We start from the raw sequence: 23,151 nt of genomic DNA, 5'->3' as shown, positions 1-23,151 counted from the left end.
GTCCACCACTGCCGAAATGGAAGAGAACGCCGGCTTGCCGGTGACGCCGCCGCCCGCTCCCGCGGCGGCGGCATTCCGCCCACCCAACATGGCGTTGACGACGATTGGCCTTGCGCTGGCGTCGTTCATGCAGGTGCTCGACACCACCATCGCCAACGTCTCGCTGCCGACCATCTCCGGCAACCTCGGCGCCAGCGCCAACCAGGCGACGTGGGTGATCACGTCGTTCGCGGTCAGCAACGCGATCGCGCTCCCGCTGACCGGCTTCATGACGCGCCGGTTCGGCGAGCGCACGCTGTTCACCTGGGCCACGCTGGCATTCGTGATCGCATCGCTGCTGTGCGGCCTGGCCAACAGCATGGGCCTGCTGGTAGCGGCGCGTGCGCTGCAGGGCTTCGTCGCCGGCCCGATGTACCCGGTGACGCAGGCGCTGCTGATCTCGATCTATCCACCGCACAAACGCGGCCAGGCCATCGCCCTGCTGGCGATGGTGACGGTGGTAGCGCCCATTGCGGGCCCGATCCTGGGTGGCTGGATCACCGACAACTACAGCTGGGAATGGATCTTCTTCATCAACATTCCCATCGGCATCTTCTCCAGCATCGTCGTCGGCCGGCAGCTCAAGGGTCGTCCGGAAAGGCACGAGAAGCCGAAGATGGATTACATGGGCCTGGCGATGCTGGTGCTCGGCGTCGGCGCGCTGCAGATCGTGCTCGACCTGGGCAACGACGAGGACTGGTTCAACTCGACCAAGATCGTCTGGCTGGCCATTGTTGCCGCCGTTGCGCTGGTCGTGTTCGTGATCTGGGAGCTGACCGAGAAGGACCCGATCGTCAACCTGCGGCTGTTCCGCCACCGCAATTTCGCCAGCGGCACGCTGGCAATGGTGATGGCGTACTCGGCGTTCTTCAGCGTCGGTTTGCTGGTACCGCTGTGGCTGCAGCGCAACCTGGGCTACACGCCGATCTGGGCCGGCTATGCCAGCGCGCCGATCGGCATCCTGCCGGTGTTGCTGACGCCACTGGTGGGCAAGTACGCGCAGAAGTTCGACCTGCGCATCCTCGCCACGTTCGCCTTCATCGTGATGGCCAGCACCAGCTTCATCCGCGCCGGCTTCAATCTCGACGTCGACTTTGAACGCGTCGCCGAGGTGCAGCTGTGGCAAGGCCTGGGCGTGGCGCTGTTCTTCATGCCGGTGCTGACGATCCTGCTGTCGGACCTGGAACCGCACGAGATTGCGGCCGGGTCCGGCCTGGCCACGTTCGTGCGCACACTGGGCGGCAGTTTCGCCGCCTCGCTGACGACGTGGGCCTGGAACCAGCGAAGTACGATCCACCACGCACGCCTGACCGAGAGCATCAGCGCCTACGACCCGGCGATGCAGCAGACGGTGACGGCGCTGGGCCAGGGCGACCCACAGCGCGGCGCGGTGGCGCTGAACCAGATGATTTCGCAGCAGGCGGTGCAGATCGGCTTCAACGAGATCTTCCACCTGCTGGGAATCCTGTTCCTGGTGGTGATCATCTTCGTCTGGTTCGCCAAGCCACCGTTTGCGGCGAAGCTGGGTGGCGGGGCGGCGGCTGGCGGGCACTAGAGGCAAGAGCGCCCCTCATCCGCCCTGTGGGCACCTCGCTTCGCGCCCCGGCCCTCGCGCCAGCGCGAAGGGAGAAGGAAAGACATGCCCTCCCCCCTCGTGGGGGAGGGACAGGCCGCGAAGGCGGCCAGGGAGAGGGGCAAACCCCGTTGTATCGCTTGAAACCCCAAGCGATGCCGCAATGCCCACCTCCCACTACGTCCTCACTCTCTCCTGCCCCGACCGTCCCGGCATCGTCAACGCCGTGACCGGGCACCTGCTCCGCTTCGACGGCAACATCCTCGATGCGCAGCAATACAACGACCTGGAAACCGATCGTTTCTTCATGCGCACGGTGTTCGCGCTCGACGCCGATGCCATCGCGGCAACGCGCGAGACCTTCGCCACGCTGGCTGAAGGCTTCGGCATGCGCTGGTCACTGCGCGATCGCAGCGTGCCGCGGCGGGTGATGCTGCTGGCCTCGAAGTTCGACCATTGCCTGGCCGACGTGCTGTACCGCTGGCGCATCGGCGAATTGCCGATGGAAATCACCGGCGTGGTCTCCAACCACCCGCGTGAGACCTACCAGTTCCTCGACCTGGACGGGATCGGTTTCCACTATCTGCCGGTCGCCAAGGGGCGCAAGCAGGAGCAGGAAGCCGAACTGCTTGCGCTGATCGAACGCACCGGCACCGAGCTGGTGGTGCTGGCGCGCTACATGCAGGTGCTGTCGGAATCGCTGGCGACACGGCTGGCGGGGCGTTGCATCAACATCCACCACTCGTTCCTGCCCGGTTTCAAGGGCGCGCGTCCGTATCACGCGGCGCACGCGCGCGGGGTCAAGCTGATTGGCGCCACCGCCCACTTCATCACCGCCGACCTCGACGAGGGGCCGATCATCGAGCAGGACACCCAGCGCGTCAGCCATCACGACACGCCGCAGGACCTGATCCGCATCGGTCGCGACATCGAACGCCGCGTGCTGGCGCAGGCGCTTCGCTACTGGCTGGACGATCGGATCCTGCTCAACGGCCACCGCACGGTGGTGTTCGCGGTGTAGGCGACAGGGCGCGCGGGTGATGCAGGGGGGACGCGGGGGACGCGCGGAGGACGCGCGGGGAGTCATGTCACGCCTGTTCGAGCGCGTCCGCCAATCGCTCCACCGCGATCACTTCCATATCGCCGACCCGGCCGCCCTTTGGCGCATTCGACTTGGGCACGATCGCGCGCTTGAAGCCGTGCGTGGCCGCCTCTTTCAGGCGCTCTTCGCCATTGGGCACCGGCCGGATCTCGCCCGACAGGCCGACCTCGCCGAAGGCGACGGTCTGGTCGGCCAGCGGCCGGTCGCGCAGCGAGGACAGCACCGCCAGCAGCACCGGCAGGTCGGCCGCGGTCTCCTGCACGCGGATGCCGCCGACGATATTGACGAACACGTCCTGGTCGCCGACACCGACGCCGCCATGGCGATGCAACACCGCCAGCAGCATCGCCAGGCGATTGCCCTCCATGCCCACCGCGACGCGGCGCGGATTGGACAGCGGCGAGGCATCGACCAGCGCCTGCACTTCGACCAGCAGCGGCCGCGTGCCCTCGCGCGTGACCATCACGCAGCTGCCGGGCTGCGGGCCATTGCTGCCGGAAAGGAAGATCGCAGAAGGATTGGGGACTTCGCGCAGGCCCTTGTCGCCCATCACGAACACGCCCAGTTCATTTACCGCGCCGAAGCGGTTCTTGAAGGCGCGCAGCACGCGGAAACGGCTGCCGCTCTCGCCCTCGAAGTAGAGCACCGCATCGACCATGTGTTCGAGCACACGCGGGCCGGCGATGCCGCCTTCCTTGGTGACGTGGCCGACCAGGAATACCGCGGTGCCCGTCTCTTTCGCATAGCGCACCAGCCGCGCCGCGCTTTCGCGCACCTGGCTCACCGAGCCGGGCGCGGCGCTGAGTTCTTCGGTCCACAGCGTCTGCACCGAGTCGGCCACGATCAGGCCCGGGCGCATCCTCACTGCGTGTTCGAGCACGCGCTCGACGCCGGTTTCGGCCAGCGCATGCACGCCATCGACGGGGACGCCCAGGCGCGCGGCGCGGCCGGCCACCTGCGCCAGCGACTCTTCGCCCGTGACGTACAAACCGGGCAAGGTGCCGGCCATCTTGCTGATCGCCTGCAAAAGCAGGGTCGACTTGCCGATGCCCGGATCGCCGCCGACCAGCACGACCGAGCCATGCACCATGCCGCCGCCAAGCACGCGGTCGAACTCGCCGATACCGGTGCTGACGCGATCTTCCTCGCTATGGCGAACGTCGCTCAGCGGCGTCACCGCCGGTGCATCGGCGCGACCGGCCCAGCTGCTGCGCCGGCTCGCGGCGACGCTGGCGCCGGCCTTGGCGGCCGGCTCGACGACGAACTCGCTCAGCGTGTTCCAGCCGCCGCACTCGCCGCATTGCCCCTGCCATTTGGTGAAGTCGGCCCCGCACTCGGAGCAGACATAGGCGGTGCGGGACTTGGACGCGGGTTTGGCAGCAGGCTTGGGCATGGCGGGCGACGCATGGGAAACGTGCTGCCACTGTACGGGGCGCCGTCGCGTCAGGCGAGACTGGCGGGACAGACCCTGGGGGCTAAGCGGCGAAGCGGAGGTGATATTCGGGGTAGAACGCGCTCAGCTCCCGCTGCGGCGCACCCAGCAGCCCATCGACGTCGCCCTGCGGCACGATGCTGTAGCCGCGCGCATCGATGTCCTTGACGATGCCCTGCCAGTCCAGGCGTGGCGCGGCCGACGCACTGTCGAGCGTCCAGCCAAAGCGCAGGTCGCCCAGCACCGCCATCTCATCGTCGGGCAACGGCGCACCGCAGGGCGCGACCACGAAGCCTTCATCCTTCCCCACCACGAAAACATCCATCCGCATGGTCAACACCTTGTCGACGCCTCTTCTGGAAAAACAGGCGGCATGGTGGCGAGTGATCGGATAACAATTCGTGAAATCCAGATTGCCGATTGATGAAACGTTCATGCTCAATGGGCGTTCAGGCCTTGCTCACGCCTGCGGAACTGCGATGCCTGTCGCTGTAAACGCAATCTAGGCCAGTTCCGGCAGCTGGGCGAGCAGCTTGTCTAGCGTGATCGGGTAGTCGCGCACGCGGATGCCGGTGGCATTGTGGATCGCGTTGGCAATGGCGGCACTGACTCCGCAGATGCCGAGCTCGCCCACGCCCTTGGCCTTCATCGGCGACGACATCGGATCGGTCTCGTCGAGGAAGATCACTTCCTGGTGCGGCACGTCGGCATTCACCGGCACCTCATAGCCGGCCAGGTCGTGATTGACGAAGAAGCCCAGGCGCTTGTCGACCACCAGTTCCTCCGACAGCGCCGCGCCGAGTCCCATGGTCATCGCACCGATCACCTGGCTGCGCGCGGACTTCGGATTGAGGATGCGCCCGGCCGCGCACACGGCCAGCATGCGCCGCACCCGGGTTTCGCCGGTGGCGATGTCGACACCGACCTCGGCGAAGTGGGCAGCGAAGGTCGACTGCTGGTACTTCTTGCCCAGGTCGCCAAACTCCATCACGTCCTCTGCCACCAGGTCGCCACCCTCGCCCGCCTGCGCCAACGGAATATCGCGGGTGCCGACGTGGATGCGGCCATCGGCGAACGTCGCCTCGTCGAGGCTGAAGCCGAGCTTGCCGGCGATGGCCTCGCGCAGCTTCTGGCAGGCGGCATAGACGCCGGCGGTCGAACTGTTGGCGCCCCATTGGCCGCCGGAGCCGGCCGACACCGGGAAGGAGGAGTCGCCCAGGCGCACCACCACACGATCGAGCGGCACGCCCATCATCTCCGCGGCGGTCTGCGCTATGACCGTGTAGCTGCCGGTGCCGATGTCGGTCATGTCGGTCTCGACCGTGACCACGCCCTTGCTGTCCAGGCGCACGCGCGCCGCCGATTTCATGGTCAGGTTGTTGCGGAAACCCGCGGCGACACCGATACCTACCAGCCAGCGCCCATCTCGCTGACTGCCCGGCACCTTGGCGCGACGGTCCCAGCCGAACCGCTCCGCACCCTGGCGCAGGCACTCGTTGAGCTGGCGCTGGGAGAACGGACGCTTCGGGTTCTCCGGATCGACCTGGGTGTCATTGAGGATGCGGAATTCGATCGGGTCGAGCCCGAGCTTCTCCGCCATCTCGTCCATTGCGATCTCCAGCGCCATCAGGCCCGGTGCCTCGCCCGGCGCGCGCATGGCATTGCCTTCGGGCAGGTCGAGCACGGCCAGTCGCGTCCGCGTCATGCGGTTCGGCCCGGCATACAACAGCCTTGTCTGCTGGATCGCGGTTTCCGGACCGCCGCCGGGAAGGTCGCCGGACCAGCTTTCGTGGCCGATCGCGCTGATCTTGCCGTCGCGACTGGCGCCGATCCGGATGCGCTGGATGGTGGCCGGGCGATGAGTGGTGTTGTTGGCCATCAATGGCCGCGGCAGCGCGATCTTCACCGGCTTGCCGCAGGCGCGCGCACCCAGTGCGGCCAGCACCGCGTCGCAACGCACGAACAGCTTGCCGCCGAAGCCGCCACCGATGTACGGCGAGATCAGCCGCACGTTCTCGCGCGGGATGCCAAGCGTCTTGGCGACGTCGCCGCGGCCCCAGTTGATCATCTGGTTGGAAGTCCACACGGTGAGCTTGTCGCCGTCCCAGGCGGCAATCGACGCGTGCGGTTCCATCATCGCGTGCGACTGGTCAGGCGTGGTGTAGGTCTCGTCGAGCTTGACCGGCGCCTTGGCAAAGGCGCCGTCGAAATCGCCCACCGCGGAATCGGGCTTGGGATCCTTGGGCACCTGCGCACCGGCCTTGGCCTGATGCAGGTCGAAGGCGCCGCGGCCGCGGTCGTACTGCACGCGCACCAGCTGCGCCGCAGCACGCGCCTGCTCGAACGTCCCGGCCACGACAACAGCTATCGCCTGGTGATAGTGCTGGATGTCCGGACCACCAAGCAGCTTGGCGGTATTGAAATCGCCCTTGGTCAGCGGGCCGGCATTTGCAGCGGTGACGACGGCCAGCACACCCGGCGCCTGCTCCGCGGCAGTCACGTCCATGGACGCGATACGGCCCTTGGCGATGCCGGCGCCCACCACATAGCCATACGCCGGCGCGGGAAAGGCGTCGTGCCACTCGTGCGCGTAGGTGGCCGTGCCGGTGGTCTTGCGCGGACCGTCGATGCGATCGAGTGGCTGCCCGACGACCTTGAGCTGATCGATCGGATTGGTGCCTGCAGGGGTATCGAACTTCATGGCCTATCCCTTCGCCTCGACCAGCACCGCACTGAGCGTGCGCTGGGCCAGGACGGTCTTGAACGCGTTCTGCGCGGTCGGTTTGGCATCTGCGAACATGCGGTCGGCGACGGCCTTGGCGCCGCGCGGGAGCTCGGCTTCCGCCGCCTCCACCCGCCACGGCCTGGGCGCGACGCCGCCCATGGCGACGCGGCCGCTGCCGTCGCGCTGTATGACTGCAGCGACCGACACCAGCGCGAACGCATAGGAGGCACGATCGCGAACCTTGCGGTAGAGCTGCGTCCCGCCAATGGGTTCGGGCAGCGTCACCGCGGTGATCAGTTCGCCCTTGTCGAGCACCGTCTCCAGGTGCGGCGTGGTGCCGGGCGCGCGGTAAAGATCGTCCAGGGCAATGCTGCGGGTCGAGCCGTCGGCGCGCACTGTCTCCACCACGCCGTCGAGTGCGCGCATCGCCACGGCCATGTCGCTGGGATGCGTGGCAATGCACGCCTGGCTGGCCGCGATCACCGCGTGCGGGCGGCTGAACCCTTCCAGCGCCGCGCAACCGCTGCCCGGCAGGCGCTTGTTGCACGGCTGGTTGCTGTCGTAGAAATACGGGCAACGCGTGCGCTGCAGCAGGTTTCCTGCGGTGGTCGCCTTGTTGCGCAGTTGCCCGGATGCACCGGCGAGCAGCGCCCGCGACAGCACTGCATAATCACGGCGCACGCGCGCGTCGGCAGCCAGGTCGGTGTTGCGCACCAGCGCTCCGATGCGCAGGCCACCGTCGCCGGTCTTCTCGATCCGGTCCAGCGCCAGCCCGTTGACATCGATCAGATGGCTGGGCGTTTCGATCTCGAGCTTCATCAGGTCGAGCAGATTGGTTCCGCCGGCGATGAACTTCGCGCCGGGCGTGCGCGCAACGGCAGCCGCCGCCTCGGCGGGCGACTTCGCGCGCTCATAGCCGAAGGCCTTCATGCCGACCTCCCGGCAACGTCGGTAATGGCATCGACGATATTGGAGTACGCACCGCAACGGCAGATGTTGCCGCTCATGCGCTCGCGGATTTCCTCGCTGCCCAGGCGCGGTCGCGCGGTCAGGTCGGCGCTGACCAGGCTCGGAATGCCGGCCTTGACCTCTTCGAGCATCGCCACCGCCGAACAGATCTGCCCGGGCGTGCAGTAGCCGCACTGGTAGCCGTCGTGCCTGACGAAGGCGGCCTGCATCGGATGCAGGTCGTCAGGCGTGCCGAGGCCTTCGATCGTGGTGATGCGATCGCCCTCGTGCATCACGGCCAGCGTGAGGCAGGCATTGATGCGGCGGCCGTCGACGATGACCGTGCAGGCGCCGCACTGGCCGTGGTCGCAGCCCTTCTTGGTGCCGGTGAGGTGGAGGTGCTCGCGCAATGCGTCGAGCAGCGTGGTGCGCGTGTCGAGTTCGAGCTCGTGCGCCTTGCCGTTCACTTGCAGCTTCACCTTGCTCAACACCGGTGGCGCTCCTGGAGGCCCTGCACTTGCCTGCGCCGCGAACGACGGCACGGCAATGGCCGTGGCAGAGGTCACGCCCGCCTTCAGCAGGTCGCGCCGCGTGATGGGTAGGTTGCGGATCCTGTCCACGGTCCTGCCTCTCGATGGGCGTTTGCGAAGTCTTGCAGCGCGCGGGCGCGCTCGTCAGTCAGACACTAGAAGCGACCACTGGTGAAGGAACGGTGCAGGGACTGCAAACACCCGCCAACAGCGTGCCCCCCTACCCTTGGCCTTGGCCTTGGCCTTGGCCGCCGCCGCGCTCCCGCGTGAGCGGACCGCCGGCCGGGCAGAACGTCGTCAGGAAGCCGTGCAGCGTGGCCAGCGTTCTGGTCGGCCAGACTGTAACCTCATATCAACCCCAGGGGAGAGGCACATGAGCGATGCAAGGAAGACGGGCGAGGTCTGGCTGGTCTACGACGGTGAGTGCCCCGTCTGCAATACCTACTGCCGCTACGCACGCATCCGCGATGCGGTGGGCGAACTGCATCTGGTCGATGCCCGCCAGCCTGGCGCGCTGATGGACGAGATCACCGCCGCCGGCCTGGACATCGACCAGGGCATGGTGGTCAAGTTCGAGGGCGTCCTCTATTACGGACCCGAGGCCATCCGCATGCTGACCCTGCTCAGCACGCCTTCGGGCCTGTTCAACCGCATCAACTATCTGTTCTTCGGTGGCCGCGGGCGCGCGGAGTTCTTCTACCCCGCCGGCAAGGCCCTGCGCAACGTGATCCTCAAGATCATGGGGATCGGCTACATCGAGAACCTCAAGACAACCTCGCGCTAGAGGCGGAATCGCATCGACATGGGAACACGGACCACCGGCAAGCAAGGCCAGGACCCCGAACTGCTGCGGCGCCTGTTGCGGGCGAAGGACCGGATGGATGCCGCATCGCAGGAGGAGTGGCCGGTGCGGCGACTGGCAAGCGTGAGTGCCGTTTCCGAGGCGCATTTCGCCCGGTCGTTCAAGGAAGCGTTCGGCGTACCGCCCCACCGTTACCTGCTCACGCGCCGGATCGAACGCGCCAAGGCGCTGCTGCGCGACACCGACCTCCCCATCCTCGACATCGCGCTGCAGACGGGCTGGAACAGCCTGGGCACCTTCGGCCGGACCTTCCGCGACGTGACCGGCGAGAGCCCGGGCGAACTGCGTGCGCGTGAACGCTCGGCCCAGCATGCACTGGACCTGGTGCCCGCCTGCTATGTCAGCGCCGCGCACCGCCCCGACCTCACTACCGCAGTTTCGGAGAAGCGACGCCAGGAGTCGGATGCTACAAAAGCACTCGATTCCAACAACGTTGAACAGGAGGTTCCATGAGTCAGGGTATTGGTCTGGTTGGGTTGTACGTCCGCGATCAGGACGAAGCGCTTGCGTTCTATGTCGACAAGCTCGGATTCCGCGTCCACACCGACGCGCGCAACGGCGACTACCGCTGGCTGACGGTGCAGCATCCGGACCAGCCGTCGTTCCAGCTCGGGCTGTTCAAGCCGCAGGCGCCGGTGCTCGACGAATCCACCGCGCAGACCGTGCGCGAGGTCGTGGCGAAAGGCGCCATGCCGCCGCTGGTGCTCAACGTCGACGACTGCCGGGCAACCTACGAGCGCATGCGCGCCAACGGCGTGGAGTTCACGCAGCCTCCCGAGGAACGCTACGGCAACGTCGACGCCAACTTCCGCGACCCGTCCGGCAATGGCTGGAAGATGATCGAGTCGCGGCGCTAGTCGCGCTGCTGGGCCCCCTTGGCGCGATGAGTAACGACCAGGGGGCCAAGGCGCATCATGCCGGCATGGCACGTCCCGCCAGGCATCACGGCGTTTCCCTTGGCGATGAGAAGGCGGAACCCAGGCGGCACGATGGGATTACACTATCGGACATGACCTGGCGGCCGCCCTATCGCGTCGTACTGCATCTGCTCCTGGTGGCGTTCCTGGCTATTCCCGGAATCGCTGCCCCGGCACGGGCGGTCTTCGACGCGATGGCAGTGGCCGCGGGCACCGCGGATGCCATGGATCACAACGCGCCTTGCGACGCCATGCGCTCACCGTCCGCCGGACAACCGCCCTGCGACTGCTGCGATTCGCACACCTGCGACTTCTCCGCATGTCTGGGCACGGGATGCCTGCCCGAGCTGCCCCGCCTGGTCGCCAGCATCCCGCCTGCCATCGTGACCCCGCCGTGGCGCCGGCCACCGGTGCCCAGGGGCATGATCGAGACGCCCTTCAGGCCACCCATCGCCTGACCCCTCCGTAGCAAGAGCGGGCGCATCCGCGCCCCCATGCCGCCTTGCGCGGCATCACGGAGACATGCACGTGGACACATTCAAACAGTGGGCAGCTTTCATGCTGCTCGGGCTGCTGCCTCTGGCGGCGGTGGCAAAGCCCATTGCCTTCGCAAAAGGTACGACGGTGATGGTCGAGTACGGCGCCGGCACCATGAACGAAGCGCAGTTGTTCTACGCCCCGCGCTATTGGTACTCCGCCGGTGGTGGCTGGCTGGAACTCAAGAGCGAGGACGGCAGCAAGCAACGGCAAATCACTTACCTGCGCGGGAACCTGCTCGCCAAGCGCTGGAACATGCCGGCCGCCCAGGCGAACGTCTTTGTCTGGGGCGGCCTCGGCCGCGCGACGGGCAATGACTTCGAAGGCAGCGATCTTGCGCGCAATGCGGGTTTCCAGGCCGACTACGAGACGCGGCGCGTCTACGGCGCATTCCGGTCGGACCTTCAGGAAAGCGATGACTTCTCGCATCGGATCGACACCCTCCAGCTCGGCTGGGCGCCGTACAAGCACGACTACAACACGCTTGCGACCTGGTTCGTCATCCAAGGCCGCCGCTATACCGGCGGACTGTTCGATGGCACCGAAACCGCCCTGCTCGTCCGGTTCTTCAAGGGCGGCACCTGGGTAGAGCTCGGCGCCACGACAGACGGCAAGGTCCAGGCAATGGCCATGTTCAACTTCTGACGGACACAATCTCCATGAACCTCTTCAAGTCCAATAGCTTCAAGCTGATGGCCTCCGCTGTATTACTGGCCGCCTCTTCCCTCGCGTCCGCCGCCACCATCGAAATGGATGTCAACGGGCTGGTATGTGCGTTCTGCGCGCAGGGCATCGAGAAATCGCTCAAGGCATTCCCTGCAACCGACGCGGTGTTTGTCAGCCTGGAGCACCGCATCGTCGCCGTGCATCTCAAAGACGGCAGCGATATCGATGACGCTGCGCTGCGCAAGGCCATCACTGACTCGGGCTATACGGTGGTGGCCATTCGCCGCACCGACGAGTCCCTCGACGCCATTCGCCAACGGGTCAAGGGCCATGATTGACGGCCACGCGCAGGCGCCCCTGAAACGCAATCTAGGGGTGGCGCTACTAACCCTTCTCGCCAGCAGCGGCACGCTGGTGTGCTGCGTCCTGCCCGCGGTGATGGTTGCATTGGGGGCGGGCGCTGCCCTGGCGGGTCTCGTGACCGCGGTGCCTCAACTGATCTGGCTCTCCGAGCACAAGGCAGGTGTGTTTGGCCTCGCGTCGGCGATGCTCGCGCTGTCGGGAATGATGTTGTACCGGGCACGACGGCTGCCCTGCCCGAGCGACCCCGCCCTGGCCCGTGCCTGTACGCGGCTGCGGAGGGCCAGCATCGCACTGTGGTGGCTTGCGCTGATCTGCATGCTCCTCGGTGCGACGTTCGCGTTCGGCGTGCCAGTTCTTCCATGAGTGCACCGGCTGCGGCGCGATGCTCAGCCCGAAGCAAGGCGATTGCTGCGTGTTCTGCTCGTACGGGACGGTGCCGTGTCCGCCGGTCCAACAAGGACGGGGATGCTGCAGGTAAAAAAAGGGCCTGCAAGGCAAAAGCCTTGCAAGCCCTTGATTTCATTGGTGCCGGAAATAGGAATCGAACCTACGACCTACGCATTACGAATGCGCCGCTCTACCAACTGAGCTATTCCGGCGGGTCTGTCGGCCGGGCCCCGGAAGGCCGGCTGCGGAAACGTCCGCGAGGCGGGAATTCTAGGCGCTAGGCCACTTGCCGGTCAATCTACAAGCTGCAGCCTGAGCTCCTTCGGCAGGGCAAACACCATGTCCTCGGGCTCGCCGTCGAGCTCGCTGACATGCAGCGCGCCCAGTTCGCGCAGGCGCTCGATCACACCACGCACCAGCACTTCCGGCGCCGAGGCGCCGGCGGTCACGCCAATGCGCTTGCGGCCCTCGACCCAGGCGGGGTTGATCTCGATGGCGCCGTCGATCAGGTAGGCCGGAACGCCTTCACGTTCGGCCAGCTCGCGCAAACGGTTGGAGTTGGAGCTGTTGATCGAGCCGACAACCAGCACCAGGTCGCACCTTGCGGCCAACTCGCGCACGGCGTCCTGGCGGTTCTGGGTGGCGTAGCAGATGTCGTCGTTCTTCGGACCCTGCATGGCCGGATACTTGGTGCGCAGGGCCTCGATCACGCTGCGGGTGTCGTCCACCGACAGCGTGGTCTGGGTGGTGTAGGCGACATTGAGCGGCTGGTCGATCTGCAGGGCGGCGACGTCGTCGCTGTCCTCGACGAGATAGATTTTTCCCGAGCCGGCCTCGCGCTTCCACTGGCCCATGGTGCCTTCGACTTCCGGGTGGCCTTCGTGGCCGATCAGCACCACGTCGCGGCCGGCGCGGCAGTGGCGGGCCACTTCAAGGTGGACCTTGGTCACCAGCGGACAGGTCGCGTCGAACACCTTGAGGTCGCGTCGCTGCGCTTCCTCGCGCACGGCCTTGGATACGCCGTGGGCGCTGAAGATCACGGTTGCGCCATCGGGCACTTCGTCGAGTTCCTCGACGAAGATCGCGCCACGGTGCTTGAGGTCATCGACCACGAACCGGTTGTGCACCACTTCATGGCGCACGTAGATCGGCGCACCGAGCGTTTCGATCGCGCGCTTGACGATCTCGATCGCGCGATCGACACCGGCGCAGAAACCGCGGGGATTGGCTAGCAGGACGTCCATGGCGCCATTGTACTCCGCCGTTGCCGGGCTACTTCGTGGCCGGCTGCGGCTTGTTGCCCGCCAGCAGGCCGAACAGGGCGATGCCGACCGCTCCGGCCACGATGGCCGAATCGGCGATGTTGAACGCCGGCCAATAGTGGTCCTGCCAGTGCCACTGGATGAAGTCGACGACATGGCCATGCAGCAGCCGGTCGATGACATTGCCAAGGGCGCCACCGATCACCAGCGAGTACGGCAGGGCGCTCTTCCAGTCGCTGCGCGGGGTCCGCGCCAGCCATGCGCCGAGCAGGCCGCTGATCGCCACCGCCAGCACCACGAACACGTACTTCTGCCAGCCGCCGGCATCGCTCAGGAAGCTGAATGCCGCGCCGGTGTTGTAGGTGCGGTACCAGTTCCAGAAGCCATCGATCACCGGGATCGCGGTGTACTCGGGCAGCGAGGTCAGCACCCACCATTTGGTCAGCTGGTCGAGGACGATGACCAGCACCGACAGCACCAGCCACGGCAGCGCATTCGGGCGAACCGGCGTCATCAGAACCACTCCCGGTGTTCGCCGGCGCCGCTGATGTTCACCACGCAGCGTCCGCAAAGATCGGGATGGGCGGCATCGCTGCCGATGTCGGCGCGGTACTGCCAGCAGCGCACGCACTTGGTTTTCGTCGTCGGCGTGGCGAGCACGGCGATGTCCTTGATGCCATCGTCGGCCACCACTTCGACGTCGCCGCTGATGAACAGGAAGCGCAGCTCGTCGCTGAACTGCGCCAGCCAGTTCTGGTCGGCGACGCCGGCACGCAGGGCGATCTCGGCTTCCAATGCGGCGCCGATCTCACCGGCGGCACGCATCGGCTCGAGGGTCTTGCTGACCTCCTCGCGCAGTGCCAGCAGGCGATCGAAGTCCTGCACCGACAGCATCGAATCGTCTCCGAGCACGGCCAGCCCGTCGTACCAGGTGGTGAACAGCACGTTGCCTTCGCGCGGGCCCTTGTCGGTGACCGCCGGCAGGTGGCGCCACATCTCGTCGGCGGTGAAGGCCAGGATCGGCGCGATCCAGCGCACGAAGCCTTCGGCGATGCGGTACATCGCGCTCTGCGCCGAACGGCGGCCGCGCGAGTCCTCCGGCATCGTGTAGAGGCGGTCCTTGGTCACGTCGAGGTACAGCGAACCCAGGTCGACGCTGCAGAAGTTCGACAGCGCCTGCACGATCTCGGCGAAGTCGTAGCGCTCGTAGGCGCTGACGATGCGGTCCTGCAGTTCGGCGGCGCGGTGCACGATCCAGCGGTCGAGAGCGACCATGTCGCCCAGCGGACGCAGGTGCACGGCCGGGTCGAAGCCGCTGAGGTTGGCCAGCAGGAAACGCGCGGTGTTGCGGATGCGGCGGTATACGTCGGCATTGCGCTTGAGGATGTCGTCGGAGACCGACATCTCGTTGCGGTAGTCGGTCGAGGCGATCCACATGCGCAGCACGTCGGCGCCCATCTGGTCGATGACCTTCTGCGGCGCCAGCGTGTTCTGCAGCGACTTTGACATCTTCTTGCCCTGCGCATCCACGGTGAAGCCGTGCGTGAGGACCTGCCGGTACGGGGCCACGCCGTCCATCGCCACGCCGGTCAGCAGCGAGCTGTGGAACCAGCCGCGGTGCTGGTCCGAGCCTTCCAGATAGAGATCCGCGGGCTTGTGCAGGCCGTCCTGCGGACGCTGCGCGAGCACGCACTCGTGACTGACGCCGGAGTCGAACCAGACGTCGAGGATGTCGGTGACCTTCTCGTAGTCCGCGGCTTCGTCGCCAATCAGTTCCTCGGCGGTCATCGCGTACCAGGCATCGGCGCCTTCGAGCTCGACGCGCTCGGCCACCTTGCGCATGAGTTCGGGCGAACGCGGATGCGGCTCACCGGTCTCGCGATTGAAGAACAGCGCGATCGGCACGCCCCAGTAGCGCTGGCGCGAGATCGTCCAGTCCGGGCGGCCTTCGATCATGTTGTAGATGCGTGCCTCGCCCCACTCCGGCACCCAGCCAACCTTGCCGATCTCGGCCAGGCTGTCGCGGCGCAGGCCGGCCTGTTCCATCGAGATGAACCATTGCGGCGTCGCGCGGAACACCACCGGCGTCTTGTGGCGCCAGCAATGCGGGTAGCTGTGGGTGATGCGGTGGGCGAACAGCAGGTGGCCGCTGGCGCCGATCACGTCGAGGATCGGCTGTTCGGCCTTCCAGATGTGCAGGCCGGCCAGCGTCGTGCCGTCCGCCGGCGGCGTCGACGGCAGGTACAGGCCGCGGCCGTCGACCGGATTGATCTGGCCCGCGCTGTAGCGGTCCATCAGGCCGTACTTCAGGCCGACCGCATAGTCTTCCTGGCCGTGGCCCGGGGCGGTATGGACGATGCCGGTACCGTCTTCGGCCGAAACATGGTCACCGACCAGCACCGGGATCTGGCGATCGGCATAGAACGGATGCTGCAACAACTGGCTGTCGAGGTCGTTGCCAAGGGCGCGACCCAGCACCTGCACGTCCTCGATGCCATAGCGCGACAACGCCTTGCCGGCCAGCGCCTCGGCCACCACCAGCAGGCGGCGACCGCCATCGGCAATGCGCGGGCCTTCGACCAGCACATATTCGAGTTCGGGGCCGACGCTCACCGCAAGGCTTGCCGGCAGCGTCCACGGCGTGGTGGTCCAGATCGGCATCGCCACGCGCACGCCGTCCTCGACGGTGGCGCCAAACAGCGCCGCCAGTGCGTTGGGATCGATCGCGTCGTAGGCGACGTCGATGGCCCACGATTGCTTGTCGGCGTACTCGATCTCCGCTTCGGCCAGTGCCGAACCGCAATCGAAGCACCAGTGCACCGGCTTCGCGCCGCGCACAAGGTGACCGCGCTCGACGATCTTCGCCAGCGAACGGATGATGTCGGCCTCGTAGCGGAAATCCATCGTCCGGTACGGGTTCTCCCAGTCGCCGAGCACGCCCAGGCGCTTGAAGTCGGTGCGCTGCAGGTCGATCTGCTCGGCGGCGTACTCGCGGCACTTCTGGCGGAATTCGCTGGCGTCGATCTTGTCTCCGACCTTGCCGAACTTCTTCTCGACCTGGTGTTCGATCGGCAGGCCATGGCAGTCCCAACCGGGCACGTACGGCGCATCGAAGCCGGCGAGCAGCTTGGACTTCACCACTACGTCCTTGAGCACCTTGTTGACCGCGTGACCGAGGTGGATCGCGCCGTTGGCGTACGGCGGGCCGTCGTGCAGTACGAAGCTGCGCTCGCGCTTGCCGACCTTCTCGCGGATTCGCTGGTACAGGCCCTCGCTTTCCCAGCGCGCCAGGGTTTCCGGCTCGCGCTTGGGCAGGTCGCCGCGCATCGGGAAGTCCGTCGCCGGAAGATGCAGGGTGGCTTTGTACTGGTTGGTGTCGTTATTGGTCACAGCGTGCGCTCAGGCGAAAACTTCTTGCGAAAGGATGGCGCGCGCCTGTTCGGCGTCGCGATGCATCTGCGCGGTCAATGCCGGCAGATCGGAAAACTTCAGTTCGTCGCGCAACTTGGCGACGAACTCCACTTCGATACGACGACCGTAGAGGTCGCCGTTGAAATCGAACAAGTGCGCTTCCAGCAGCGGCTCCACGCCGGCCACGGTCGGTCGCGTGCCCAGGCTCGACACGGAGGCGTGGGGCTTGTCGCCCACGCCATGCACCCAGGTCGCGTAGATGCCCGACAGCGCGGGCGTCTTGCCGGCGAAACGCAGGTTGGCGGTAGGAAAGCCGAGCGTGCGCCCGAGGCGCTTGCCGGGAACGACATGGCCGTCGATCGCATAGGGCCGACCGAGAAATTCCGCGGCCGTGTCGAAGTCGCCGCCGAGCAGCGCCTCGCGGATCTTCGTGCTCGAGACGCGCTCGCCATCGAGCAGGAACGGCTCGATCTCGCCGGCGCTGAAACCATGCGCGGCGCCCATCCGCTGCAGCAGCGCGATGTCGCCACCGCGGCCCTTGCCGAACCGGAACTCCGGCCCGACCCAGACTTCGCGTGCGCAAAGACGGCCCATCAGCACGGTGCGGACGAAGTCCTCGGCCGACATGCTGCTGAAGCGGCGATCGAAGCGCAGCAGGCCAAGCTGGTCCGCGCCCAGGCCGAACAGGCGTTCGGCCTTCGCATGGGTCAGCAGCAGCCGCGGCGGCGGCGCGGCCGGGGCAAAGAACTCGCGCGGCAGCGGCTCGAAGCTCAGGACCACCGCTTCCACGCCCAGCGCGCGGGCACGGGCGACCGTGTGGCGCACCAGCGCCTGATGCCCGAGGTGCAGGCCGTCGAATGCGCCGATGCAGACCACACTGCCGTGCGGGCACCGGGGCCCGCCCTCGACGTCACGAAAAAGCCTGCTCATTGCCATTAAGTATAGCCGGGGCAAGGGATTTTCATTGCCCTCAATGCCCGCGCAGGTCGCGCGGACGGATGCCCTGCAGCCACAGCACAGCGCCGTAGGAGATGCCGCCGGCGCCGACCAGCACGCCCAGCTTCCACACCCGCTCCCACCAGGGCCATTCGGACCAGCCTTGCCAAGCCCACAGGATGGCCAGCAGCACGGCTGTCATCGCGACGCTGGCCACCGCAATCTGGCGCAGGAAACGACGCCAGCCCGGCTGCATCTCGTACACCTTGGCGCGGCTGAGGTACCACCACAGCTGCAGGGCGTTGGTCCAGCCGGCAATCGCGATCGCCAGTGCCAGCAGCGCATGTGCGCCGGGGATGCGGCCCAGGGCATCGAGCAGCCCGGTCGACTGCGCCCGCGCCGCGGTGCCGGCATCGGTCAGGAACAGCAGCCCCGTCATCAGCGCGACGGTCATCAGCACGTTCACCGCCACCGATACCACCGCCGACTTCACCGGCGTCCTGGTGTCCTGGCGCGAATAGAAGCCCGGCGCCAGCACCTTCACCAGCAGGAACGCGGGCACCGCGGTGGACTGGGCGATCAGGCTCAGCTGCGCCATCCGCGTGTCCTCGGCGCTGAAGTGACCGTGCTGGAACAGCGCGGCGATCAGCGGCTTGGCGCACAGCACCAGGCCGATGCAGGCCGGCACGCCGATCATCATGCAAAGTCGGAAACCCCAGTCCAGGCCGCGCGAGAAGCCCTTCGGGTCGGTGTCGGCATGGCGCGCCGACAGGTGCGGCAGGATCACCGTACCGATCGCGACGCCGAACATGCCCAGCGGGAACTCCAGCAGGCGGTCGGTGTAGTACAGCCAGGTCACGCTGCCGCTGATCAGGAACGAGGCCATGACGGTGTTGAGCAGCAGGTTCACCTGCGCCACCGAGGAACCGAACAGGGTCGGCACCATCAGCTTCATGATCTTGCGCACGCCGCCGTGGTCCCCGCCCCAGCGCGGTCGCGGCAACAGCCCGATCCGCGCCAGCGACGGCAACTGGAACACCAGCTGCGCCACGCCCGCGGCGAACACGCCCCAGGCCAGCGCCAGCACCGGCTCGTAGCCCCACTCCTTGAGCTGCGGTGCCAGGCACAGCGCGGCCAGGATCATCGAGATGTTCAGCAGCACCGGCGACAGCGCCGGGATGGCGAAGCGCTGGTAGCTGTTGAGGATGCCGCCGACGAACGATGCCAGCGAGATGAACAAGGCATACGGGAAGGTGATCCGCAGCATCAGTTCGGCCAGCTCGCTCTGGGCGCTGCCGGGCTCGAAGCCGGGCGCGAACAGGCGCATCACCACCGGCGCGAAGATCACCGCCAGGGCCGTGATCACCAGCAGGGCTGCGGTCAGGGTGCCGGCGACCCGGTCGATCAGCTCCTTGACCGCGGCCTCGTCGTGCTTGGCCTTGTACTCGGCCAGGACCGGCACGAAGGCCATCGAGAACGAGCCCTCGGCCGACAGCCGCCGCATGAAATTGGGGATCCGGAAGGCCACCACGAAGGCGTCCATGGCCGGACTGGCCCCGAACACCGCCGCGTAGATCTGGTCCCGCACCAGCCCCGAGAGCCGCGAGATGAACGTCATCGCGCTGAAAACGGTTGTAGAGCGCAACAGGCCCCCACTCATCGGCCCTTCCCCCTGCTGTTGACGCAAGCCACTGAATACTCCATACTTTCCGGTCTGATTTTCCGCAATCTCATTTTTCTCTTACCAGTTTCCAGGAATTCGCCGTGGCAAACATCAAGTCCGCCAAAAAGCGCGCCAAGCAGACCGTCGTCCGCAATGCCCGCAACGCCAGCCAGCGTTCGATGCTGCGTACCGCTGTGAAGAAGGTGCTCAAGGCCCTGGGCGAGAACGACGCCGCCGGCGCCGAGACCGCCTTCGCAGTCGCACAGCCGATCCTCGATCGCTTCAGCTCGCGTGGTCTCATCCACAAGAACAAGGCTGCCCGTCACAAGGCTCGCCTGAACGCCCGCATCAAGGCGCTCAAGGCTGCCTGATACGACCGACGCGCCGGCATCGCCGGCGCCGAGGTTGTGGTCAATGCCAAGTTCGCCGCACTGCCCGGCCTTACCGCCGGCAGCGCAAAACAAAAACCCGGCCGATGCCGGGTTTTTTGTTGCCTGCGCAACAGGCTTACGGAGCATGCGGGCCTGCCGCCTGCGCCGCCTCCAGCGCCTCGTCGCGCTGGCGGTCGAAGAAGGCCATCACGTCCTTCATGATCGGGAAGGTGCCCTCGCGGCCGATCGCCGAGACCATGTACCAGCGATCCTTCCAGCCCAGTTCTTCGATGATCCCCTTGGCGACGGCCTGCTGTTCTTCTTCCAGCAGCAGGTCGGCCTTGTTGAGCACCAGCCAGCGCGGTTTGTCGAGCAGCTCGGGGTCGTGCTTGGCCAGCTCGCGCTCGATCGCGCGCACCTGCTCGGCCGGGCTCATCAGTTCGCTGTCGTCGCCTTCATCGAATGACATCGGCGCCATGTCGACCAGGTGCAGCAGCAAACGCGTGCGCTGCAGATGGCGCAGGAACTGCGCGCCCAGGCCGGCACCGTCGGCCGCGCCTTCGATCAGGCCGGGGATGTCGGCGATGACGAAGCTGCGATGCGCTTCGACGCTGACGACACCCAGGTTCGGATAGAGCGTGGTGAACGGATAGTCCGCCACCTTCGGCGTCGCTGCCGACACCGCGCGGATCAGCGTGCTCTTGCCGGCATTGGGGAAACCAAGCAGGCCAACGTCGGCGAGCAGCTTCAGTTCCAGCTTGAGCTCGCGCTCCTCGCCCGGCAAACCCGGCAGCGCCTTGCGCGGCGAGCGGTTGACCGAGCTCTTGAAATGCATGTTGCCCAGGCCACCCTTGCCGCCCATGGCGACAAGCAGGCGATCGCCGTGCCGGGTCAGGTCACCGATGACTTCATCGGTGCCGACGTTGGTGATCACGGTGCCGACCGGCACGGTGATGATCAGGTCCTCGCCGGCCTTGCCGTACATCTGCCGGCCCATGCCGTTCTCGCCGCGCTTGGCGCGGAACTGGCGCTGATGGCGGAAGTCGACCAGGGTGTTGAGGTTTTCGTCGGCCACCAGCCAGACGCTGCCGCCATCGCCGCCGTCGCCGCCATCGGGGCCACCGAGCGGAATGAACTTCTCACGGCGGAAGCCAACGCAGCCATTGCCGCCGTTGCCTGCGCTGACCTGGATTTCGGCTTCGTCGACGAGTTTCATGGGAGCGTTGAATTACTTCAGTAGTAGAACGGGTGAACGGATGCGAATCCATCGCCTCGGCGTGAATCACAAACGAAAAGCCCCGCCGAAGCGGGGCCCCTCGCTGCAGCTTCGATTCCGATTACGCGGAGACGACGCTGACGGTGCGACGCTTCTTCGGGCCCTTGGTCGAGAACTCGACCTTGCCATCGACGAGCGCGAACAGGGTGTGATCGCGGCCGAGGCCGACGCCGGAACCCGGATGGAACTGGGTGCCGCGCTGGCGGATGATGATGTTGCCGGCCTCGATGGCCTGGCCGCCGTACATCTTCACGCCGAGGTACTTCGGGTTGGAGTCGCGGCCGTTACGGGTGGAACCTACGCCCTTTTTGTGTGCCATGGCTGCTTCTCCTGATTAACCGGCGATGCCGGTGATTTCGATTTCGGTGTAATGCTGACGGTGACCCATCTGCTTGCGGTGATGCTTGCGGCGACGGAACTTCACGATGCGCACCTTGTCGGCGCGGCCGTGGCCGACGATCTTGGCGGAGACGGTGGCACCCTTGAGGGCGTCGCCAATCTTCACGCCGTCGCTGCCGCCCAGCATCAGGACGTTGTCGAGCTTGATCTCGCTTCCAACTTCGGCATCGAGCAGTTCGACGCGCAGGGTTTCGCCCTGCATGACGCGGTACTGCTTACCGCCGGTGACTACTACTGCGTACATGACCAGATTCCTCTGTAGTTATTTTGGTCGCTGTCGCACCCACACTCGGGCGAACAGAAGCGGAATTCTAGGGCTTTCAGCGGGTTACGGCAAGTCCTGGGCCACTCCCGGGGGCCCGGAGGCGGGCGCCGCCTGCCACCGGCTTAACGCCGCCCGTGATGTACTCCCGACGCCGGGGTCTGGAGCGTCCCCAGCCCCCTTCCGGGGCGCTCGCGCAGGAGGGAATCGCCATGTTCAGCCAGATCCTCGAACAGGTGGTAGGCCGTTTCGGGCTGCAGCCAGAGCAGGCCAAGCGCTTGATGGGCCTGCTGGTGGCCCAGGTTTTCAATCCCAGGCACGGCGGCCCCACGGGGTTCATCCAGGCGTTCAGGGACCAGGGCCTGGACGGCCTGGTCGACTCCTGGCTGGGCCCGGGCCCCAACCTGCCCATCACCCCCGCCCAGCTCGAGGCCGTCCTGAGCGCCGAAACCCTGGACGGATTCGGTCAGCGCCTGGGGCTTCCGGCGGCGACCGTAAGCAGCGCCTCGGCGGCGATGCTGCCTGACGCCATCGACGAACTGAGCGAGCACGGCGATCTGCCGATCGCGGCCAGCCCGCTTTCGCAGAAGCTGCAGCACTGGTTCGGCGGGGTTGGCGTTGGACTGGACGAGTTCGGCCAGTGGGCGGCCGCACCGATGGCCGGCGCCGTCACCGCCGAAGCAGTCACGCCGACGCGCGCCGAACCGCAGGTGATCGCTCCGGCCGTCCATCGCTCCGGCGCGCATCGCTGGTTGCCATGGCTGTTGATCGGTCTGGTGATCATCGTCGCGGTGCTGTTGCCACGCGGATGCCATGGCGAACGCACCGCGGTCACCGATGCTTCCCTGCCACCGCGCAGCCAGGGCGTCGACGCGGCCACCCAGGCGCTCGACCTGCTGATCTCACGCAAGTTCAGCGCCGACGACCTGGTACACGCGTTGAACCTGATGGTGGTGGAATTCGATTCCGACAGTGCGCGCATTTCCTCGCACAGCGATGCGATCCTGGCAAAAGCGGCCCAGGCGATCGCGTCGGCGCCTGCCGGGACACGCATCGAGATCGGTGGCCATACCGACAACAGCGGCGACGCCGCGGCAAACCTGAAACTCTCGCAGGACCGCGCCGATGCGGTGAAGCAGCGACTGATCGAGCGCGGCGTCGACGCCACGATCCTGACCAGCATCGGCCACGGCCAGGATCGGCCGATCGCCGACAACGCCAGCGACGAAGGGCGCGCACGCAATCGACGAATCGAGTTCAGTGTTGTGAAGTGATCATCACGTCACGCGACATCAGCGCGACTGCATCTGCGCAATTGCGCATTCATGATTGACGAAGATGATCGCGCGCGTTTTTTCGTGCCCACGTGCACGCATTTTTACTACGTAAACGCTTGCACTTATCCGATGGTTTGGAATACGTTCACGTTGTGAGCAGCTACAGGGGGCTGCAATCACGCACGAGTGATCCCATTCGGCTGCGCGCCTTCA

Annotated in this window: 24 protein-coding genes, 1 tRNA gene and 1 pseudogene; 12 read left to right on the top strand and 14 right to left on the bottom strand. The window is 66.4% G+C overall.

Annotated features, from left to right (window positions below; genetic code table 11):
* The first annotated feature begins 16 nt into the window (after positions 1-16).
* Both AB4Y64_RS08140 and purU read left to right on the top strand, forming a co-directional pair.
* Positions 17-1,594 (top strand): DHA2 family efflux MFS transporter permease subunit, encoded by a 1,578-nt coding sequence (locus AB4Y64_RS08140; protein ID WP_441816326.1) that lies wholly within the window; start codon positions 17-19, stop codon positions 1,592-1,594.
* 181 nt (positions 1,595-1,775) lie between these two features.
* Positions 1,776-2,633 carry a formyltetrahydrofolate deformylase gene (gene purU, locus AB4Y64_RS08135; protein ID WP_441815948.1) on the top strand — a complete coding sequence of 286 codons (858 nt, stop codon included), beginning with the start codon at positions 1,776-1,778 and terminating at the stop codon, positions 2,631-2,633.
* A 67-nt stretch (positions 2,634-2,700) separates the two neighbouring features.
* Here the strand turns inward: purU and radA are convergent, their stop codons facing one another.
* From radA to paoA, 5 genes are all read right to left on the bottom strand, one after another.
* Complete coding sequence (radA, locus tag AB4Y64_RS08130; protein ID WP_441815947.1) at positions 2,701-4,107, bottom strand: DNA repair protein RadA; 1,407 nt, start codon at positions 4,105-4,107, stop codon at positions 2,701-2,703.
* A gap of 82 nt (positions 4,108-4,189) precedes the next feature.
* Positions 4,190-4,588 (bottom strand): hypothetical protein, encoded by a 399-nt coding sequence (locus tag AB4Y64_RS08125; RefSeq protein ID WP_441815946.1) that lies wholly within the window; start codon positions 4,586-4,588, stop codon positions 4,190-4,192.
* Positions 4,589-4,648: 60 nt separating this feature from the next.
* The gene (gene paoC, locus AB4Y64_RS08120) at positions 4,649-6,847 is read right to left on the bottom strand and encodes an aldehyde oxidoreductase molybdenum-binding subunit PaoC (protein ID WP_441815945.1); all 2,199 of its coding nucleotides are present in this window, start codon (positions 6,845-6,847) and stop codon (positions 4,649-4,651) included.
* 3 nt (positions 6,848-6,850) lie between these two features.
* The gene (locus AB4Y64_RS08115) at positions 6,851-7,801 is read right to left on the bottom strand and encodes an FAD binding domain-containing protein (RefSeq protein WP_441815944.1); all 951 of its coding nucleotides are present in this window, start codon (positions 7,799-7,801) and stop codon (positions 6,851-6,853) included.
* The gene (paoA, locus tag AB4Y64_RS08110; protein WP_441816325.1) at positions 7,798-8,430 is read right to left on the bottom strand and encodes an aldehyde dehydrogenase iron-sulfur subunit PaoA; all 633 of its coding nucleotides are present in this window, start codon (positions 8,428-8,430) and stop codon (positions 7,798-7,800) included. Before paoA ends, AB4Y64_RS08115 begins: the two co-directional genes overlap by 4 nt.
* Positions 8,431-8,722: 292 nt before the next feature.
* On the opposite strand from paoA, the gene AB4Y64_RS08105 reads away from it, so the two are divergent.
* The 8 genes and pseudogenes from AB4Y64_RS08105 to AB4Y64_RS08070 form a co-directional block, all read left to right on the top strand.
* Positions 8,723-9,133: a DCC1-like thiol-disulfide oxidoreductase family protein gene (locus AB4Y64_RS08105; protein ID WP_441815943.1), complete on the top strand. Its 411-nt coding sequence runs from the start codon at positions 8,723-8,725 to the stop codon at positions 9,131-9,133.
* Between the two features lie 93 nt (positions 9,134-9,226).
* Positions 9,227-9,664, top strand: a complete 438-nt coding sequence (locus AB4Y64_RS08100) for a helix-turn-helix transcriptional regulator (protein ID WP_441815942.1) — start codon at positions 9,227-9,229, stop codon at positions 9,662-9,664.
* Positions 9,661-10,068 carry a VOC family protein gene (locus tag AB4Y64_RS08095; RefSeq protein WP_441815941.1) on the top strand — a complete coding sequence of 136 codons (408 nt, stop codon included), beginning with the start codon at positions 9,661-9,663 and terminating at the stop codon, positions 10,066-10,068. Before AB4Y64_RS08100 ends, AB4Y64_RS08095 begins: the two co-directional genes overlap by 4 nt.
* 26 nt (positions 10,069-10,094) lie before the next feature.
* Positions 10,095-10,586 carry a hypothetical protein gene (locus AB4Y64_RS08090; protein WP_441815940.1) on the top strand — a complete coding sequence of 164 codons (492 nt, stop codon included), beginning with the start codon at positions 10,095-10,097 and terminating at the stop codon, positions 10,584-10,586.
* A gap of 100 nt (positions 10,587-10,686) precedes the next feature.
* Positions 10,687-11,310 carry a hypothetical protein gene (locus AB4Y64_RS08085; protein ID WP_441815939.1) on the top strand — a complete coding sequence of 208 codons (624 nt, stop codon included), beginning with the start codon at positions 10,687-10,689 and terminating at the stop codon, positions 11,308-11,310.
* 14 nt (positions 11,311-11,324) lie between these two features.
* Positions 11,325-11,669, top strand: a complete 345-nt coding sequence (locus AB4Y64_RS08080) for a heavy-metal-associated domain-containing protein (protein WP_441815938.1) — start codon at positions 11,325-11,327, stop codon at positions 11,667-11,669.
* Complete coding sequence (locus AB4Y64_RS08075) at positions 11,662-12,057, top strand: hypothetical protein (RefSeq protein ID WP_441815937.1); 396 nt, start codon at positions 11,662-11,664, stop codon at positions 12,055-12,057. Before AB4Y64_RS08080 ends, AB4Y64_RS08075 begins: the two co-directional genes overlap by 8 nt.
* Positions 12,032-12,172, top strand: a pseudogene (locus tag AB4Y64_RS08070) (GDCCVxC domain-containing (seleno)protein); the annotation flags it as partial. The gene AB4Y64_RS08075 and the pseudogene AB4Y64_RS08070, both read left to right, overlap by 26 nt.
* Positions 12,173-12,217: 45 nt before the next feature.
* On the opposite strand, the gene AB4Y64_RS08065 reads toward AB4Y64_RS08070, so the two are convergent.
* The 6 genes from AB4Y64_RS08065 to murJ form a co-directional block, all read right to left on the bottom strand.
* Positions 12,218-12,293: transfer RNA gene (locus AB4Y64_RS08065), tRNA-Thr, on the bottom strand.
* A gap of 81 nt (positions 12,294-12,374) precedes the next feature.
* A complete protein-coding gene (gene ispH / locus AB4Y64_RS08060; RefSeq protein ID WP_441815936.1) occupies positions 12,375-13,325 on the bottom strand; it encodes a 4-hydroxy-3-methylbut-2-enyl diphosphate reductase in 951 nt (316 codons plus the stop codon).
* Positions 13,326-13,353: 28 nt separating this feature from the next.
* A complete protein-coding gene (gene lspA, locus AB4Y64_RS08055; protein WP_441816324.1) occupies positions 13,354-13,860 on the bottom strand; it encodes a signal peptidase II in 507 nt (168 codons plus the stop codon).
* Entirely contained in the window at positions 13,857-16,670 is a 2,814-nt protein-coding gene (gene ileS, locus AB4Y64_RS08050) for an isoleucine--tRNA ligase (protein ID WP_441816323.1), read from the bottom strand. The genes lspA and ileS overlap by 4 nt, the downstream gene beginning before the upstream one ends.
* Positions 16,671-16,742: 72 nt before the next feature.
* Positions 16,743-17,684, bottom strand: a complete 942-nt coding sequence (locus AB4Y64_RS08045) for a bifunctional riboflavin kinase/FAD synthetase (protein ID WP_441815935.1) — start codon at positions 17,682-17,684, stop codon at positions 16,743-16,745.
* A 40-nt stretch (positions 17,685-17,724) separates the two neighbouring features.
* Positions 17,725-19,350 carry a murein biosynthesis integral membrane protein MurJ gene (murJ, locus tag AB4Y64_RS08040; RefSeq protein ID WP_441815934.1) on the bottom strand — a complete coding sequence of 542 codons (1,626 nt, stop codon included), beginning with the start codon at positions 19,348-19,350 and terminating at the stop codon, positions 17,725-17,727.
* A 104-nt stretch (positions 19,351-19,454) separates the two neighbouring features.
* Between murJ and rpsT the strand changes: the two genes are divergently transcribed.
* Positions 19,455-19,724: a 30S ribosomal protein S20 gene (rpsT, locus tag AB4Y64_RS08035; protein WP_137833401.1), complete on the top strand. Its 270-nt coding sequence runs from the start codon at positions 19,455-19,457 to the stop codon at positions 19,722-19,724.
* 136 nt (positions 19,725-19,860) lie between these two features.
* On the opposite strand, the gene obgE is transcribed toward rpsT, so the two are convergent.
* The 3 genes from obgE to rplU all read right to left on the bottom strand — a co-directional run bounded on the left by obgE (position 19,861) and on the right by rplU (position 21,643).
* Positions 19,861-20,940, bottom strand: a complete 1,080-nt coding sequence (gene obgE / locus AB4Y64_RS08030; RefSeq protein ID WP_441815933.1) for a GTPase ObgE — start codon at positions 20,938-20,940, stop codon at positions 19,861-19,863.
* A gap of 121 nt (positions 20,941-21,061) precedes the next feature.
* Positions 21,062-21,319: a 50S ribosomal protein L27 gene (rpmA, locus tag AB4Y64_RS08025; protein WP_441815932.1), complete on the bottom strand. Its 258-nt coding sequence runs from the start codon at positions 21,317-21,319 to the stop codon at positions 21,062-21,064.
* 15 nt (positions 21,320-21,334) lie between these two features.
* Complete coding sequence (rplU, locus tag AB4Y64_RS08020; RefSeq protein ID WP_441815931.1) at positions 21,335-21,643, bottom strand: 50S ribosomal protein L21; 309 nt, start codon at positions 21,641-21,643, stop codon at positions 21,335-21,337.
* A 230-nt stretch (positions 21,644-21,873) separates the two neighbouring features.
* On the opposite strand from rplU, the gene AB4Y64_RS08015 reads away from it, so the two are divergent.
* The gene (locus AB4Y64_RS08015) at positions 21,874-22,935 is read left to right on the top strand and encodes an OmpA family protein (protein ID WP_441815930.1); all 1,062 of its coding nucleotides are present in this window, start codon (positions 21,874-21,876) and stop codon (positions 22,933-22,935) included.
* Positions 22,936-23,151: the final 216 nt, after the last annotated feature.

This window comes from Lysobacter sp. TAF61, assembly GCF_052113485.1.
In the GTDB taxonomy this organism is placed as follows: domain Bacteria; phylum Pseudomonadota; class Gammaproteobacteria; order Xanthomonadales; family Xanthomonadaceae; genus Lysobacter_J.
The sequence above is the reverse complement of the archived record's forward strand: the minus strand, read 5'-3'. Positions and strand labels throughout refer to the sequence as shown.

Bases quoted from the DNA above. Each gene is read 5' to 3' on its own strand.
- AB4Y64_RS08140 (WP_441816326.1), top strand. From the start codon at position 17: ATGGAAGAGAACGCCGGCTTGCCGGTGACGCCGCCGCCCGCTCCCGCG.
- purU (WP_441815948.1), top strand. From the start codon at position 1,776: ATGCCCACCTCCCACTACGTCCTCACTCTCTCCTGCCCCGACCGTCCC.
- radA (WP_441815947.1), bottom strand. From the start codon at position 4,107: ATGCCCAAGCCTGCTGCCAAACCCGCGTCCAAGTCCCGCACCGCCTAT.
- paoC (WP_441815945.1), bottom strand. From the start codon at position 6,847: ATGAAGTTCGATACCCCTGCAGGCACCAATCCGATCGATCAGCTCAAG.
- AB4Y64_RS08115 (WP_441815944.1), bottom strand. From the start codon at position 7,801: ATGAAGGCCTTCGGCTATGAGCGCGCGAAGTCGCCCGCCGAGGCGGCG.
- AB4Y64_RS08105 (WP_441815943.1), top strand. From the start codon at position 8,723: ATGAGCGATGCAAGGAAGACGGGCGAGGTCTGGCTGGTCTACGACGGT.
- AB4Y64_RS08100 (WP_441815942.1), top strand. From the start codon at position 9,227: ATGGATGCCGCATCGCAGGAGGAGTGGCCGGTGCGGCGACTGGCAAGC.
- AB4Y64_RS08095 (WP_441815941.1), top strand. From the start codon at position 9,661: ATGAGTCAGGGTATTGGTCTGGTTGGGTTGTACGTCCGCGATCAGGAC.
- AB4Y64_RS08090 (WP_441815940.1), top strand. From the start codon at position 10,095: ATGAGTAACGACCAGGGGGCCAAGGCGCATCATGCCGGCATGGCACGT.
- AB4Y64_RS08085 (WP_441815939.1), top strand. From the start codon at position 10,687: ATGCTGCTCGGGCTGCTGCCTCTGGCGGCGGTGGCAAAGCCCATTGCC.
- AB4Y64_RS08080 (WP_441815938.1), top strand. From the start codon at position 11,325: ATGAACCTCTTCAAGTCCAATAGCTTCAAGCTGATGGCCTCCGCTGTA.
- AB4Y64_RS08075 (WP_441815937.1), top strand. From the start codon at position 11,662: ATGATTGACGGCCACGCGCAGGCGCCCCTGAAACGCAATCTAGGGGTG.
- ispH (WP_441815936.1), bottom strand. From the start codon at position 13,325: ATGGACGTCCTGCTAGCCAATCCCCGCGGTTTCTGCGCCGGTGTCGAT.
- ileS (WP_441816323.1), bottom strand. From the start codon at position 16,670: ATGCGCGGCGACCTGCCCAAGCGCGAGCCGGAAACCCTGGCGCGCTGG.
- AB4Y64_RS08045 (WP_441815935.1), bottom strand. From the start codon at position 17,684: ATGAGCAGGCTTTTTCGTGACGTCGAGGGCGGGCCCCGGTGCCCGCAC.
- murJ (WP_441815934.1), bottom strand. From the start codon at position 19,350: ATGAGTGGGGGCCTGTTGCGCTCTACAACCGTTTTCAGCGCGATGACG.
- obgE (WP_441815933.1), bottom strand. From the start codon at position 20,940: ATGAAACTCGTCGACGAAGCCGAAATCCAGGTCAGCGCAGGCAACGGC.
- rpmA (WP_441815932.1), bottom strand. From the start codon at position 21,319: ATGGCACACAAAAAGGGCGTAGGTTCCACCCGTAACGGCCGCGACTCC.
- rplU (WP_441815931.1), bottom strand. From the start codon at position 21,643: ATGTACGCAGTAGTAGTCACCGGCGGTAAGCAGTACCGCGTCATGCAG.
- AB4Y64_RS08015 (WP_441815930.1), top strand. From the start codon at position 21,874: ATGTTCAGCCAGATCCTCGAACAGGTGGTAGGCCGTTTCGGGCTGCAG.